Source organism: Leclercia tamurae, from assembly GCF_025566055.1.
GTDB classification, from domain to species: domain Bacteria; phylum Pseudomonadota; class Gammaproteobacteria; order Enterobacterales; family Enterobacteriaceae; genus Enterobacter; species Enterobacter tamurae.
The window spans coordinates 21724-35940 of record NZ_JAMHKS010000070.1; the positions used below are offsets into that span (position 1 = coordinate 21724).

15 protein-coding genes are annotated in these 14217 nt (G+C 56.0%); 8 read left to right on the plus strand and 7 right to left on the minus strand.

Annotated elements, in window-relative coordinates; translation table 11 throughout:
• Positions 1-12: 12 nt before the first annotated feature.
• On the minus strand, positions 13-900 hold the full coding sequence (yghX, locus tag M8318_RS07925; RefSeq protein WP_166183998.1) for a YghX family hydrolase: 888 nt from the start codon (positions 898-900) through the stop codon (positions 13-15).
• Between the two features lie 83 nt (positions 901-983).
• Here yghX and M8318_RS07930 point away from each other — a divergent pair, with 83 nt between their 5' ends.
• Positions 984-2024: an aldo/keto reductase gene (locus M8318_RS07930; protein WP_262661846.1), complete on the plus strand. Its 1041-nt coding sequence runs from the start codon at positions 984-986 to the stop codon at positions 2022-2024.
• Positions 2025-2064: 40 nt separating this feature from the next.
• Here M8318_RS07930 and M8318_RS07935 read toward each other — a convergent pair whose 3' ends face one another.
• Together M8318_RS07935 and M8318_RS07940 are read right to left on the minus strand one after the other, a co-directional pair.
• Positions 2065-2553: a TIGR00645 family protein gene (locus tag M8318_RS07935; protein ID WP_106995810.1), complete on the minus strand. Its 489-nt coding sequence runs from the start codon at positions 2551-2553 to the stop codon at positions 2065-2067.
• 81 nt (positions 2554-2634) lie between these two features.
• A complete protein-coding gene (locus M8318_RS07940) occupies positions 2635-3138 on the minus strand; it encodes an ESA_00282 family adhesion-associated protein (RefSeq protein ID WP_225758080.1) in 504 nt (167 codons plus the stop codon).
• A 105-nt stretch (positions 3139-3243) separates the two neighbouring features.
• Between M8318_RS07940 and M8318_RS07945 the strand changes: the two genes are divergently transcribed.
• The 3 genes from M8318_RS07945 to M8318_RS07955 all read left to right on the plus strand — a co-directional run bounded on the left by M8318_RS07945 (position 3244) and on the right by M8318_RS07955 (position 5108).
• Positions 3244-3648, plus strand: a complete 405-nt coding sequence (locus M8318_RS07945; protein ID WP_106995812.1) for a hypothetical protein — start codon at positions 3244-3246, stop codon at positions 3646-3648.
• A complete protein-coding gene (locus M8318_RS07950) occupies positions 3641-4093 on the plus strand; it encodes a cytoplasmic protein (RefSeq protein WP_262661849.1) in 453 nt (150 codons plus the stop codon). The genes M8318_RS07945 and M8318_RS07950 overlap by 8 nt, the downstream gene beginning before the upstream one ends.
• Before the next feature lie 118 nt (positions 4094-4211).
• Positions 4212-5108 (plus strand): SDR family oxidoreductase, encoded by an 897-nt coding sequence (locus M8318_RS07955; RefSeq protein WP_262661851.1) that lies wholly within the window; start codon positions 4212-4214, stop codon positions 5106-5108.
• A 118-nt stretch (positions 5109-5226) separates the two neighbouring features.
• Here M8318_RS07955 and exbD read toward each other — a convergent pair whose 3' ends face one another.
• Together exbD and exbB are read right to left on the minus strand one after the other, a co-directional pair.
• Positions 5227-5652, minus strand: a complete 426-nt coding sequence (gene exbD / locus M8318_RS07960; protein WP_262661852.1) for a TonB system transport protein ExbD — start codon at positions 5650-5652, stop codon at positions 5227-5229.
• A 6-nt stretch (positions 5653-5658) separates the two neighbouring features.
• Complete coding sequence (gene exbB, locus M8318_RS07965) at positions 5659-6390, minus strand: tol-pal system-associated acyl-CoA thioesterase (protein ID WP_106995816.1); 732 nt, start codon at positions 6388-6390, stop codon at positions 5659-5661.
• 251 nt (positions 6391-6641) lie between these two features.
• On the opposite strand from exbB, the gene metC reads away from it, so the two are divergent.
• Complete coding sequence (metC, locus tag M8318_RS07970; protein WP_262661854.1) at positions 6642-7829, plus strand: cystathionine beta-lyase; 1188 nt, start codon at positions 6642-6644, stop codon at positions 7827-7829.
• 141 nt (positions 7830-7970) lie between these two features.
• Positions 7971-8630, plus strand: coding sequence for a DedA family general envelope maintenance protein YghB (yghB, locus tag M8318_RS07975; RefSeq protein WP_106995818.1), 660 nt, complete (start codon positions 7971-7973; stop codon positions 8628-8630).
• A gap of 50 nt (positions 8631-8680) precedes the next feature.
• Here the strand turns inward: yghB and M8318_RS07980 are convergent, their stop codons facing one another.
• A complete protein-coding gene (locus M8318_RS07980) occupies positions 8681-9577 on the minus strand; it encodes an AraC family transcriptional regulator (RefSeq protein WP_262661856.1) in 897 nt (298 codons plus the stop codon).
• A gap of 183 nt (positions 9578-9760) precedes the next feature.
• Here M8318_RS07980 and yqhD point away from each other — a divergent pair, with 183 nt between their 5' ends.
• Positions 9761-10924: an alcohol dehydrogenase gene (gene yqhD, locus M8318_RS07985; RefSeq protein WP_262661858.1), complete on the plus strand. Its 1164-nt coding sequence runs from the start codon at positions 9761-9763 to the stop codon at positions 10922-10924.
• Positions 10925-11029: 105 nt separating this feature from the next.
• Positions 11030-11857 carry a 2,5-didehydrogluconate reductase DkgA gene (gene dkgA / locus M8318_RS07990; protein ID WP_225758076.1) on the plus strand — a complete coding sequence of 276 codons (828 nt, stop codon included), beginning with the start codon at positions 11030-11032 and terminating at the stop codon, positions 11855-11857.
• A gap of 101 nt (positions 11858-11958) precedes the next feature.
• Here dkgA and M8318_RS07995 read toward each other — a convergent pair whose 3' ends face one another.
• On the minus strand, positions 11959-14133 hold the full coding sequence (locus M8318_RS07995; RefSeq protein WP_261644810.1) for a YgiQ family radical SAM protein: 2175 nt from the start codon (positions 14131-14133) through the stop codon (positions 11959-11961).
• Between the last annotated feature and the right edge of the window lie 84 nt (positions 14134-14217).

Sequence of the window (14217 nt, forward strand, 5' to 3'; positions counted from 1 at the left end):
CGGGCATTTTTGTTAGCTCAAATACTTCTCAAACCATCCCAGGGTTCGTTTCCAGGCTAATTCGGCAGCGGGTTCGTCGTAACGCGGGGTTGAATCGTTGTGGAACCCGTGGTTTACGCCAGGGTAGATCCAGGCCTCATACACCTTGCCGTTCGCTTTCAACGCGGCTTCATAGGCAGGCCATCCCTCGTTAACATTCTTGTCGTTTTCCGCATAGTGCAGCAGCAACGGGGCCTTAATTTTGGCGACGTCGGCTGTCGGAGCCTGTCGGCCATAAAACGGCACGGCGCAGGCCAGCTCTGGCCAGGCCACCGCTGCGGCGTTAGAGACCCCACCGCCATAGCAGAAGCCGGTGATCCCCACCTTGCCCGTGGCGTCCGGATGTTTCTGCATAAACCCGACCGCGGCAAAGAAGTCGTTCATCAGCTTCGTCGGATCGACCTTCTGCTGCAGGACTTTCCCCTCCTCATCGTTGCCGGGATACCCCCCCACCGAGCTTAAGCCATCCGGCGCCAGCGCGATGTATCCTGCTTTCGCCACCCGACGCGCCACATCCTCGATGTAAGGGTTGAGGCCGCGGTTTTCGTGCACCACCACCACCGCCGGAACTTTGCCGGTAGCGTGGGCGGGTTTCACCAGATAGCCACGCACCTGGCCATGACCGTCTGGCGAAGGATAGGTAATGTATTCAGGCAAAATATCGGGATCGGTGAACTTCACCTGCTCGGCGAGGGCGTAATTCGGTTTAAGCATATTGAACAGTGCCAGCGCCGTCACGCCGCCGACGGCATAGCGGGCAGCCAGATTGAGGAACTCACGTTTGTTGATTTTGCCGTGAGCGTAATAATCGTAGTAGTCGAGCAATTCCTGAGGAAAGTCTTTGGCGGTCATACGCGTCATCGCATATCTCCATGAATTGTGCACTGAGTAAGGTTAGAATAGAAACGCTGTTTCGAAAATCAAAAACCTTGAAAGGAGACATCATGCCCTGGAACGCTTCCCCTGAACGCTACGAGAATATGCAGTACCGGTACTGTGGAAAAAGCGGCCTGCGTTTACCCGCCCTGTCGCTCGGTTTGTGGCACAGTTTTGGCCACGTTCAGGCTCTCGACTCGCAGCGCGCCCTGCTGCGAAAAGCCTTTGACTGCGGCATCACCCACTTTGATCTCGCCAATAACTATGGCCCACCGGCGGGCAGTGCGGAGGAAAATTTTGGCCGCCTGCTACGGGATGATTTCGCGGCGTATCGCGACGAGCTGATTATCTCCACCAAAGCGGGCTATGACATGTGGCCGGGTCCGTACGGTGCGGGTGGTTCGCGCAAGTATCTGCTCGCCAGTCTCGACCAGAGCCTGAAGCGGATGGGGCTGGAGTATGTGGATATCTTCTACTCGCACCGGGTAGATGAAAATACGCCGATGGAAGAGACCGCCTCGGCGCTGGCGCAGGCGGTGCAGAGCGGGAAGGCGCTGTACGTTGGCATCTCGTCCTATTCGCCAGAACGCACCCAGAAAATGGCGGAGCTGCTGCGCGAGTGGAAGATCCCCCTGCTTATCCATCAGCCTTCTTACAACCTGCTTAACCGCTGGGTGGACAAGAGCGGCCTGCTGGATACGCTGAAGGCTAACGGCACCGGCTGTATCGCCTTTACGCCGCTGGCGCAGGGCCTGCTGACCGGAAAATACCTGAACGGCATTCCTGATGGCTCTCGCATGCAGCGCGAAGGTAAAAAGGCGCGCGGCCTGACCGAAAACATGCTGACCGAGGCCAACCTCAACAGCCTGCGCTTGCTGAACGAAATGGCGCAGGCGCGCGGTCAGACGATGGCGCAGATGGCCCTGAGCTGGCTGCTGAAAGACGATCGCGTGACGTCAGTATTGATTGGTGCCAGCCGGACAGAGCAGCTGGAGGAGAACGTGCAGGCGTTGAATAATCTGCACTTTAGCGAGGATGAGCTGCAGCGGATCGATCAGCATGTGGCTGACGGGCAGCTCAATCTGTGGCAGGCGTCGTCAGATAAGTAGTTAAAATGCCGGGTGGCGCTGCGCTTACCCGGCTTTTTTATTACTTGCGACTCAGCTTATCCAGATACCCCATCACAAACGCTGACAGCACAAACGTCAGGTGGATAATCACGTACCACATCAGCTTGTTATCCGGGATATTTTTGGCATCCATAAACACCCGCAGCAGGTGAATCGACGAGATCGCCACAATCGAGGCAGCCACTTTATTTTTCAGCGACGAGGCGTCCATTTTGCCCAGCCAGCTCAGCTTCTCTTTATCCGCGGCGATGTCCAGCTGCGACACGAAGTTTTCGTAGCCTGAGAACATCACCATCACCAGCAGGCCGCCCACCAGGGTCATATCCACCAGCGACAGCAGGAGCAGAATCAGGTCGGATTCCGCGACGCTGAATATGTGCGGCAGGACGTGAAAAATTTCCTGGAAGAATTTAATACAGAGGGCCACCAGCGCCAGCGAGAGGCCAAAATAGACCGGGGCTAACAGCCAGCGGGAGGCATACATTGCGTTTTCAAAAAAGCGTTCCATAGAGTCCTGTCTGCAAACGAAACCAGCGTGCAGTATATCGCAACGCGACAAAGTGTTTGCAACAACTAAACAACAAAGCCCCTATACCTGCTCCGGCTTAACCTCAGGCCGCTGATACTCCGGCCACACCAGCACCACCAACGCCGGATAAGCCTCCAGGCTGAACTCACGAAAACACTGGCGCAGATTCATCACCTCCAGATCGGAATGCGACACTTTCTCACCATTCAGGCAGCGCTTCTTGATATTGTCGTAATATTTGTACACCGCCGAGTTGAGATCGCTGCAACGACGCTGCGCATCAAAAAGGTCAGGCGTACTATTTATTTCCACCATATTCATTCGTTTAATTGTGGCATGGAGGAAATCAATATATTCATGATTAACACGCCAGTACCAGACTGGCGTAATCGCATTCATTAACACAGAAAAATGGTCTTCGCCCTCTTCTTTTGACATCCGTTCTGGCTGCGCATGGGGGTGCGCGTTATCCGCTTCGCTACTTTTATTGAACTCGCGCATCAATAAAAGAACCACGGCAGTAAGCAATAACAAAGTAATGACAGTATAAAAAATGCTGTTCATATAGGCAGGCTCCATTTTTTTTGATTTTAAATTTGCCTCATGTTATTGTCAACGAATCTCACACTCCAGACAAGCCCACCCCGTTGAAATTAAAGGAAATATAAAATGTTGCCCGACAATCTGGTCCCGGCTAAGTTTCACATTTCTACCGTGGAACCGAAACCACCAGAAGCAGAAAGCAATGCAAATTTCACTAAGGGGAAAAGAACACTCGCTGATTACGAGCCTGATATATTAATTGGTGTTACCCGTACCGGTAACTCCCGCAATATGTTGCTCGAAGAGCACGACCGCCATATAAAGGACCGGTTATTCCGGGTGGTTAAAATCGAGGTGTTCGCCCGCCTGCTCAATGACCTGCAAGCGGAAGGGGAAATAGATGCCCAGGCACTAAGTCAAATATTGTCGGAAAAAACCGCTGAGATAAACGAAGCCGGTAATGATATCTGGCTGAATCTAATTACTTGTGAAAAAAACACGCCCATTTTTTATAAGCTAGAGGATGAATAACGTGAAGGATGTTGATAACAACAACGTTTATTTAGCTTTAGATGATAAAAAGAGCGATGAATTTATCTTAGAGCAAAATCTGGCTGCGCTGAAAGAGATTAAAAACATTGAAATACAACGTATTGCCAAAGAATTGCTCTCGATTCCGGCAGGTCTGGTGCGGCTGAAATGGCAGAACCGCCGTGAAATTTATCCGTTACAGGTTAAAGAAGAGATCTACGGTGCGGCAATTAATGCCATTATGCAGCAGCGGCAAGACTTAAAAGAGAAAATACTGGCCCGGCTGGAAACCAATTATCAGTATTTGCGGGCCCGTGAAACCGCCACCCTGCGCGTTACCCGTAAACTGGCCGATGACGGCTATCGTACTACCAGCGTGACCACCGTCGCACTGAATGAAGATGTACTCGCCGCGAAAACCACATCCCCTGCGCAAAAGCCGTAACCCCAGCGCGCCCCGCTCCGCCTGTTGCTATTGATTTAAGGATTATCCTGAATGATCCTCACTTCCCGGTTGATTCTTCTAAGCTTAAAGCCTGATCACCCACTCAAGGAGAACCTCAATGGCAAATTCCCAGAGCAAAATTCAGGACCCAACCACCCAGTACTACACTGGCGAATTCCCGAAGCAAAAACAGCCCATCCCCGGGGTGCAGAGCAAGATGGATCCGGTCCCGGATTGCGGCGAGAAGAGCTACAAAGGCAGCGGCAGACTACAGGATCGTAAGGCACTGGTGACAGGGGGCGACTCCGGTATTGGACGCGCTGCCGCCATCGCTTACGCGCGTGAAGGCGCAGACGTTGCTATCAACTATCTGCCTGCCGAAGAAGAAGACGCGCAGCAGGTTAAGCAGCTGATTGAAGAAGCCGGACGCAAAGCGGTACTGATCCCCGGCGACCTGAGCGATGAAAAATTTGCCCGTTCGCTGGTGCACAAAGCCCATCAGGAACTCGGCGGACTGGATGTACTGGCACTGGTGGCCGGTAAGCAGGTGGCAGTCGAGAATATTGCTGATATTACAACGGAGCAGTTTAAACAGACCTATACCGTCAACGTGTTTGCGCTGTTCTGGATAACCCAGGAGGCGCTGCCGCTGCTGCCGGCCGGGGCGAGCATTATCACCACCTCGTCGATTCAGGCCTATCAGCCAAGTCCGCACCTGCTGGACTATGCGTCTACCAAAGCGGCCATCCTTAACTTCAGCCGCGGGCTGGCGAAGCAGGTGGCGGAGAGCGGCGTACGCGTTAACGTGGTCGCGCCAGGCCCTGTCTGGACGGCGCTGCAAATTTCCGGCGGTCAGCCGCAGGAGAAGATCCCGCAGTTCGGTCAGCAGACCCCAATGAAGCGCGCAGGGCAGCCTGCGGAGCTGGCACCGGTGTACGTCTATCTGGCGAGCCAGGAATCAAGCTATGTGACGGCGGAAGTGCACGGCGTGTGCGGCGGGGAACATCTGGGGTAGTTGTGCAGTGCCGGGTGGCGGCTTCGCCTTACCCGGCCTACATGTTGAACGTAGGCCCGGTAAGCGTAGCGCCACCGGGCAAATACAAAAGCGGCACCTCAAGGGGTGCCGCTTTTGTTTATTTAGCCACAGTCTTCTCTTCGCCTACCAGGCCAATCTTCAGGTAACCCGCCTGATGCAGCGTGTCCATTACCCTCATCATGGTTTCGTAGTCGACGGTCTTGTCAGCACGGAAGAAGACGGTGGTCTCTTTCTTGCCGTTAGTCAGGGTATTCAGCGCCGGGATCACCGACTCATCCGTTACCAGATCGTTACCCAGGAACATGGATTTATCAGCTTTCACGGACAGATAAATCGGTTTTTCCGGGCGCGGCTGCGGCTGACTGGATGATGCAGGCAGATTGACCTTCACGTCTACCGTCGCCAGCGGCGCAGCAACCATGAAGATAATCAGCAGAACCAGCATGACGTCGATAAACGGCGTCACGTTGATTTCGTGCATTTCGCCGTTATCGTCCAGATTTTCATTAAGACGCATTGCCATGACGAATCAACCTAAGTGTAATTTCTGAGCAGAACGGACCGGCTTCACGGCGCTGGCACTGAGGTCCAGATCGCGGCTTTGCAGCAGCAGGACCTGAGCAGCAACGTCACCGAGGGTCGCTTTGTAGCTGCCGATCATACGGGCGAAGATGTTATAGATGACCACTGCCGGGATAGCGGCAACCAGACCAATCGCCGTCGCCAGCAGGGCTTCTGCGATGCCGGGGGCCACAACCGCGAGGTTGGTGGTTTGGGTCTGGGCGATGCCGATGAAGCTGTTCATGATGCCCCAGACCGTACCGAACAGACCGACGAACGGTGAAATCGCACCGATGGTCGCCAGGTAGCCGTTACCACGTCCCATATGACGACCAATGGCCGCCACGCGACGCTCCAGACGGAAGCCGGTACGCTCTTTAATCCCTTCGTTGTCTTCGCTGCCTGCAGAAAGCTCGAGCTCGTTCTGGGCTTCGTTGATTAACTGGGTGGTCAGGCTTTTGGCCTGGAAGGAAGAGGTCATGTCGCTCGCCTGATTCAGGTTGCGGGCCTCAGCCAGCTGCTGCTGCTCGCGTTTAAGACGGCGCTTGTGCGAGATAAGCTCCACGCTCTTGCTAAAGAAAATAGCCCAGGTGACGACAGACGCCAGAATCAGGCCGATCATCACAATCTTCACCACGATGTCGGCATGATGATACATACCCCAGACGGAGAGGTCCGTCTGCATCAAATTATTACCCACTCGGTATCTCCAGGACGCAAATCACAAAATCTGAGCATAATAATATCAAAACAGCGTCGAATTGATAGTCGTTCTCATTAGTATTTACATAGTGCCGTAAATTCGTTTCATTTTCCTTGCGCTTACGCAGGAAAAATTTCCCGGAAACATATTTTAAAAAATATTCCGCTGATCCCACCACCCTTCTCGCGACCATTTTTACTTTCGTGATAGTGTGGACGTCCAGACGTATAAAAACAGGTTGCGCAGACATGAAAGAGAAGCATCTTGATACCACCCTTGTCCAGGCGGGACGCAGCAAGAAATATACCCTCGGTTCGGTGAACAGCGTGATTCAGCGCGCCTCGTCGCTGGTGTTTGAGACCGTCGAGGCGAAAAAGCACGCCACCCGCAACCGGGCAAAGGGCGAGCTGTTTTACGGGCGTCGCGGGACGCTGACCCACTTCTCATTACAGGAAGCGATGTGCGAGCTGGAAGGCGGCGCAGGCTGCGCCCTGTTCCCGTGCGGTGCGGCGGCGGTGGCCAATACTATTCTGGCGTTTGTTGAACAGGGCGACCATATCCTGATGACCAACACCGCCTACGAGCCGAGCCAGGACTTCTGCACCAAAATCCTCAGCAAGCTGGGCGTGACCACCGGCTGGTTCGATCCGCAGATCGGCGCGAAGATTGCCGATCTGATCCAGCCCAATACCCGGATCGTGTTCCTCGAATCGCCGGGCTCCATCACCATGGAAGTGCACGATGTGCCTGCCATCGTACAGGCGGTACGCAGCAAAGCGCCGGACGCCATCATCATGATCGATAACACCTGGGCGGCAGGGGTGCTGTTTAAGGCGCTCGATTTTGGTATCGACATCTCTATTCAGGCGGCGACCAAATACCTGATCGGCCACTCGGACGGCATGATCGGTACGGCGGTCTCTAACGCCCGCTGCTGGGAGCAGCTGTGTGAAAACGCCTATCTGATGGGACAGATGGTGGATGCCGATACCGCTTACATGACCAGCCGCGGCCTGCGTACCCTGAGCGTCCGTCTGCGCCAGCATCATGAAAGCAGCCTGAAAGTCGCCCAGTGGCTGGCGCAGCATCCGCAGGTGGCGCGGGTTAACCATCCCGCCCTGCCGGGCAGCGTCGGGCATGAATTCTGGCAACGTGATTTTACGGGCAGCAGCGGCCTGTTCTCGTTTGTGCTCAACAAGCGCCTGAGCAATGACGAGCTGGCAAACTACCTCGATAACTTCTCCCTTTTCAGCATGGCCTACTCGTGGGGCGGCTTTGAGTCGCTGATCCTGCCAAACCAGCCAGAGCAGATTGCTGCCCTGCGTCCGGGCGGAGAAGTAGACTTTACCGGGACCCTGATCCGTCTGCATATCGGCCTGGAAAACGTCGACGATTTGATTGCCGATTTAGAGGCCGGGTTTGCGCGTATCGAATAACACCGGGTCATAAAAGCACTCCGCGGACACTTTTCTCCTCAATCGATGCAGAAAAGTCTGATTTGTTGCGCCTGCGATCAAAGCCCGCAGGCGAAATAGGGAGTACAATAGGCCCATATACGCTGTTCCACAGGAAAGCCCATGGCTGTTATTCAAGATATTATCGCTGCACTCTGGCAACACGATTTTGCAGCACTGGCGGACCCTCACGTGGTTGGGGTTGTTTATCTCGTAATGTTCGCCACGCTGTTTCTGGAAAATGGGTTACTGCCTGCCTCATTTTTACCGGGCGACAGCCTGCTGCTGCTGGCGGGGGCGTTAATCGGGAAAGGGGTGATGGATTTTGCGCCGACGATGGTGATCCTGACCTCCGCCGCCAGCCTGGGCTGCTGGCTCAGCTATTTGCAGGGCCGCTGGCTGGGCAATACGCGGGTAGTGAAAGGCTGGCTGGCGCAGTTGCCGCATAAGTATCACCAGCGCGCGGCCTGCATGTTTGATCGCCACGGCCTGCTGGCGCTGCTCGCCGGACGTTTCCTGGCCTTTGTGCGCACCCTGCTGCCGACCATGGCGGGCATCTCCGGGCTCTCTAACCGCCGCTTCCAGTTCTTTAACTGGCTGAGCGCGCTGCTGTGGGTCGGCGTGGTGACCACCTTCGGCTATGCCCTGAGCATGATCCCGTTCGTGAAACGCCACGAAGATCAGGTCATGACCTTCCTGATGATCCTGCCGGTATTCCTGCTGGTGGCTGGTCTGGTGGGCACTATCGTCGTGGTGATCCGTAAGAAATACTGTCGCGCCTGACAGCTATACTCTTCACCCTCTCCCCATAGGGGAGAGGGTACTTGAACACCCTACCCCTGCATCATCCTGATCCGCGCCGCGTCTTCCCCTGGCGTCACCCCGAAGTAACGTTTGAACTCCCGACTGAACTGCGACGCGCTTTCATAGCCTACCCGCAGCGCCGCCGCGCTGGCTTTCATCCCGTCGTGGATCATCATCATCCGCGCCTTATGCAGGCGGTAGCTCTTGAGATATTGCAGCGGCGAGGTGCTGGTCACCGATTTGAAGTTATGGTGGAACGCCGAGACGCTCATGTTGGCCTCGGCCGCCAGCTGATCGACACTTAGGTTTTCGGTGTACTGGCTCTCGATGCGCTTCAGCACCCGGCTGATGAGGCTGAAGTGGGTCTGCCGGCTGACCAGCGCCAGCAGCGCTCCGCCGCCCGGTCCCAGCAGCACGTGATAGAGGATCTCACGGATAATCTGCTTTCCGAGAATGCGCGCATCCAGCGGGCGCTCCATCACGTCCAGCAGGCGCTCAATGGCGCAGAGGATCTCATCCGTCAGCGTGGCGGAGTTGATCCCGCTTGCCGCCATCGACGGGCAAAACAGCTCGTCCTCGCCAATATCCATCAGCAGCTCCTGCAGCTGCAGGATATCCACATTTAAACGAATACCTGCCAGCGGCACGGCTTCTGTCGCGAAGGTTTCACATTCAAAGGGTAAAGGTACTGTCAGGAGCAGATATTCGCGCGGGTCATAGCGGAACACCCGCTCATTGATATAGCCAATTTTATGCCCGGAAAAGAGAAAAATGATACCAGGCTGGTACATCACCGGCGTGCGGGTGCCGGGCTGGGTACCGTACAGCAGACGCACGTCCGGCAGCAGCGTGTCGAGATTATTTGCATTATCTTTCAGTCTGTTAATTTGCGCCGTTAGCTGCAGGCAGGTTTCATCGCGGTTCATCTTTGCTCAATCCGGGTAAGGTTTCCGACGTTTGCAGTGTGCGCGGTTTTTCACAGTTTCTCCAGCACCCTGTAGAAATGGGCAAGACAACGGCAGAAATGTGCATTGAGAGGAACGCTGGTGCTCGCCACAATGGGCACCATCAGTTAGCCCGGTATTTTCACCCACCTAAGGGAACGAACAATGAACAATTTCAATCTGCATACCCCGACCCGCATTCTGTTTGGTAAAGAGGCTATCGCCGATCTGCGCGAGCAGATCCCGGCCAACGCCCGCGTGCTGATCACCTACGGTGGCGGCAGCGTGAAGAAAAACGGCGTGCTGGATCAGGTCTACAGCGCCCTGCAAGGTCTGGACGTGCGTGAGTTTGGCGGCATTGAACCGAACCCGTCTTACGAAACCCTGATGAACGCGGTGAAAATCGCCCGCGACGAGAAGATCACCTTCCTGCTGGCCGTCGGCGGCGGCTCGGTGCTGGACGGCACCAAGTTTATCGCTGCGGCGGCCCACTACGCTGATGACATCGACCCGTGGCACATCCTGCAGACCGGCGGCAGCGACATCAAAAGCGCCATCCCGATGGGCTCCGTGCTGACCCTGCCTGCTACCGGCTCTGAATCCAACAAAGGCGCGGTGATCTCCCGTAAAACCACCGGCGACAAACAGGCCTTTATGAACGAGCACGTGCAGCCGGTGTTTGCGGTGCTGGACCCGGTTTATACCTACACCCTGCCGCCGCGTCAGGTGGCAAACGGCGTGGTGGATGCCTTTGTTCATACCGTTGAGCAGTACGTTACTTACCCGGTAAACGCCAAAATTCAGGATCGTTTCGCCGAGGGCATTCTGCTGACCCTGATCGAAGACGGCCCGCTGGCGCTGAAAGAGCCAGAAAACTATGAAGTGCGTGCCAACGTGATGTGGGCCGCGACTCAGGCGCTGAACGGCCTGATCGGTGCCGGCGTGCCGCAGGACTGGGCTACCCATATGCTGGGCCACGAGCTGACGGCGATGCACGGTCTCGATCACGCCCAGACCCTCGCGGTCGTGCTGCCTGCGCTGTGGAATGAAAAACGCGACACCAAACGCGGCAAGCTGCTGCAGTACGCTGAGCGCGTCTGGGGTATCACCGAGGGTTCTGACGACGAGCGTATCGATGCCGCTATCGCCGCGACCCGCCACTTCTTCGAGCAGTTGGGCGTGCCAACGCGTCTTTCCGGCTACGGTTTGGACGGAAGCTCCATCCCTGCCCTGCTGGCGAAACTCGAAGAGCACGGTATGACCCAAATCGGTGAGCATCACGACATTACCCTCGACGTGAGCCGCCGTATTTACGAGGCTGCTCGCTAAGCGATTTTGCGCGCTTACCTTTCGTTTTTCGGCATTTAGGCCAGGCTTAATGCACATACGCCACCAGAGGATTACCTCTGGTGGATGTCCCATGAAGGAGGAAAGATGGCAAACCAAACCGTAATCAAGCTTCAGGACGGCAATGTAATGCCCCAGTTGGGGCTCGGCGTATGGAAAGCCGGTAACGACGAGGTCGTGTCCGCCATTCACAAAGCACTGGAAGTCGGCTATCGCTCTATTGATACCGCAGCCGCCTACAAAAATGAGGACGGCGTGGGCAACGCGCTGGCCAGCGCCGGTGTGTCACGCGATGAGTTATTCATCACCACCAAGCTGTGGAATGACGACCAGAAACGTCCGGCGGAAGCTCTCCAGGAGAGCCTCGACAAGCTGCAACTCGATTTCGTCGATCTCTATCTCATGCACTGGCCGGTTCCGGCGATCGATCACTATGTTGACGCCTGGAAAGGGATGATTGACCTGCAGAAAGCCGGGCTGGTGAAGAGCATCGGGGTCTGTAATTTCCAGGTCCACCATCTGCAGCGTCTGATTGATGAGACCGGCGTCGCCCCGGTGATCAACCAGATTGAACTGCACCCGCTGATGCAGCAGCGTCAACTGCACTCATGGAATGCGACCCACAAGATCCAGACCGAATCCTGGAGCCCGCTGGCCCAGGGTGGCGAAGGGGTCTTCGATCAGAAAATCATCCGCGATTTGGCCGATAAGTACGGCAAAACCCCGGCACAGATTGTCATTCGCTGGCATCTGGACTGCGGTCTGGTGGTGATCCCGAAATCCGTTACTCCAGCGCGTATCGCAGAGAACTTCGCGGTGTGGGATTTCCGTCTGGATAAAGATGAGTTGGGTGAAATTGCGAAGCTGGATAAAGGCAAGCGTTTAGGCCCGGATCCGGACCAGTTTGGCGGTTAATTGCGTTTAAAAAAGCCGGGTGGCGGCTTCGCCTTACCCGGCCTACGATTCAGGGTGTTGTAGGCCCGGTAAGCGCAGCGCCACCGGGCATTTTTACAGGTTTAACCGATCTTACGTTTTACATTTTTCTTCGCAGTCGCCCCTGCGTTCGAACGCTGATGCACAATCGGCGTATGCTTGGTCAGCGCCGGGCGCGTATTGCGATTCTGGCGACGTGCTTCGCGCATCTCATCCAGCGTCGGGGCAGGCACCAGGCAATCACGACGTGAGCCGATCAGGTGCTTTTTACCCATCTCTTCCAGCGCCTGGCGGATCAGCGGCCAGTTAGCCGGATCGTGGTAGCGCAGCAGGGCTTTATGCAGGCGACGCTGTTTGTCCCCCTTCGGCACCACCACATCTTCACTCTTGTAACCAATCTTACTCAGCGGGTTCTTGCCGGTGTAATACATGGTGGTCGAGTTCGCCAGCGGTGACGGATAGAAGTTCTGCACCTGATCCAGACGGAAGCGGCGTTGTTTCAGCCACAGGGCCAGATTCACCATGTCCTCATCACGCGTACCCGGGTGCGCGGAGATGAAGTACGGGATCAGATACTGCTCTTTCCCGGCCTGTTTGGAGTAGGTATCGAACAGCTCTTTGAAGCGGTCGTAGCTGCCCATTCCCGGCTTCATCATCTTCGACAGCGGGCCTTCTTCAGTATGCTCAGGGGCAATCTTCAGGTAGCCGCCCACGTGGTGGGTCGCCAGCTCTTTGATGTAGCGCGGATCTTCCACGGCGATGTCGTAACGCACGCCAGAAGCGATAAGGATCTTCTTGATGCCCTTCAGGTCGCGGGCGCGACGGTAGAGGTTGATCGTCGGCTCGTGGTTGGTGTCCATATGCTCGCAAATGCTCGGATAGACACAGGAGAGACGACGGCAGGTCTGCTCCGCACGCGGTGACTTACAGCGCAGCATATACATGTTGGCCGTCGGGCCACCCAGATCGGAGATCACGCCGGTAAAGCCCGGAACCGTGTCACGAATAGCTTCGATCTCGTTAACAATCGACTCTTCGGAACGGCTCTGGATAATACGGCCTTCGTGCTCGGTGATGGAGCAGAAGGAGCACCCGCCGAAACAGCCGCGCATGATGTTGATTGAGAAGCGGATCATCTCATAGGCCGGAATACGGCTGTCACCGTATGAAGGGTGCGGCACACGCTTGTACGGCAGGGCAAAGACGCTGTCCATCTCTTCGGTAGAGAGCGGGATGGCCGGCGGGTTGACCCAGATATAGCGCTCGCCGTGCTTTTGCATCAGCGCACGGGCACAGCCCGGATTGGTTTCGTGGTGCAGAATTCGGGAAGCATGAGCGTAAAGCACTTTGTCCGCTTTGACTTTCTCAAAGGACGGCAGCAGCACGTAGGTCTTTTCCCACGGCTTTGGACGCGGCGGCTGAACGGTGATCGCTTTGGCTTCGGCTTTCTTCGGCTCGACGGGCTTGTTATCGGCGCACGGCAGATCTTCGCCGTACGGGTGCGGAATCGGGTCGATTTTGCCTGGCATATCGATGATACGGGAATCCACTCCGCTCCAGCCCGGCAGGGCCTCTTTCACCATGATCGCGGTGTTACGCACGTCGCGGATGTTGCCTACCGGCTCGCCCTGGGAGAGACGATGCGCCACTTCCACCAGCGGACGCTCACCGTTGCCGAAGATCAGCATGTCGGCTTTGGAGTCCACCAGCACCGAACGGCGCACGGTATCAGACCAGTAGTCGTAATGGGCGGTACGGCGCAGGCTCGCTTCGATGCCACCCAGGATGACCGGCACGTCTTTCCATGCTTCTTTGCATCGTTGGGTATAGACGAGCGTCGCGCGGTCCGGACGCTTGCCCGCCACGTTATCCGCGGTGTAGGCATCGTCGTGACGCAGTTTGCGGTCGGCGGTGTAACGGTTGATCATCGAGTCCATATTGCCCGCGGTGACGCCGAAGAACAGGTTCGGTTTACCGAGGCGCATAAAGTCCTCTTTGCTGTTCCAGTCCGGCTGGGCAATGATCCCGACGCGGAAGCCCTGGGCTTCAAGCATACGACCGCAGATCGCCATGCCAAAGCTCGGGTGATCGACATAGGCATCGCCGGTCACCAGAATAATGTCGCAGCTGTCCCAGCCAAGTTGGTCCATCTCTTCACGAGACATCGGCAGGAACGGTGCCGGTCCAAAGCAGGCCGCCCAGTACTGGGGCCAGGAGAAGAGGTCACGATCCGGCTGGATCAGGGAAATTGCGCTCATAATGCTTCCGAAGAAAAAATAGACAAAAGGAGCGGGATTATACGCTGGATCAATGTGGGAAATGAAGGAGTATTGTGCGGGGTT

Bases quoted from the DNA above. Each gene is read 5' to 3' on its own strand.
- yghX (WP_166183998.1), bottom strand. From the start codon at position 900: ATGACGCGTATGACCGCCAAAGACTTTCCTCAGGAATTGCTCGACTAC.
- M8318_RS07930 (WP_262661846.1), top strand. From the start codon at position 984: ATGCCCTGGAACGCTTCCCCTGAACGCTACGAGAATATGCAGTACCGG.
- M8318_RS07935 (WP_106995810.1), bottom strand. From the start codon at position 2,553: ATGGAACGCTTTTTTGAAAACGCAATGTATGCCTCCCGCTGGCTGTTA.
- M8318_RS07940 (WP_225758080.1), bottom strand. From the start codon at position 3,138: ATGAACAGCATTTTTTATACTGTCATTACTTTGTTATTGCTTACTGCC.
- M8318_RS07945 (WP_106995812.1), top strand. From the start codon at position 3,244: ATGTTGCCCGACAATCTGGTCCCGGCTAAGTTTCACATTTCTACCGTG.
- M8318_RS07950 (WP_262661849.1), top strand. From the start codon at position 3,641: ATGAATAACGTGAAGGATGTTGATAACAACAACGTTTATTTAGCTTTA.
- M8318_RS07955 (WP_262661851.1), top strand. From the start codon at position 4,212: ATGGCAAATTCCCAGAGCAAAATTCAGGACCCAACCACCCAGTACTAC.
- exbD (WP_262661852.1), bottom strand. From the start codon at position 5,652: ATGGCAATGCGTCTTAATGAAAATCTGGACGATAACGGCGAAATGCAC.
- metC (WP_262661854.1), top strand. From the start codon at position 6,642: ATGAAAGAGAAGCATCTTGATACCACCCTTGTCCAGGCGGGACGCAGC.
- yghB (WP_106995818.1), top strand. From the start codon at position 7,971: ATGGCTGTTATTCAAGATATTATCGCTGCACTCTGGCAACACGATTTT.
- M8318_RS07980 (WP_262661856.1), bottom strand. From the start codon at position 9,577: ATGAACCGCGATGAAACCTGCCTGCAGCTAACGGCGCAAATTAACAGA.
- yqhD (WP_262661858.1), top strand. From the start codon at position 9,761: ATGAACAATTTCAATCTGCATACCCCGACCCGCATTCTGTTTGGTAAA.
- dkgA (WP_225758076.1), top strand. From the start codon at position 11,030: ATGGCAAACCAAACCGTAATCAAGCTTCAGGACGGCAATGTAATGCCC.
- M8318_RS07995 (WP_261644810.1), bottom strand. From the start codon at position 14,133: ATGAGCGCAATTTCCCTGATCCAGCCGGATCGTGACCTCTTCTCCTGG.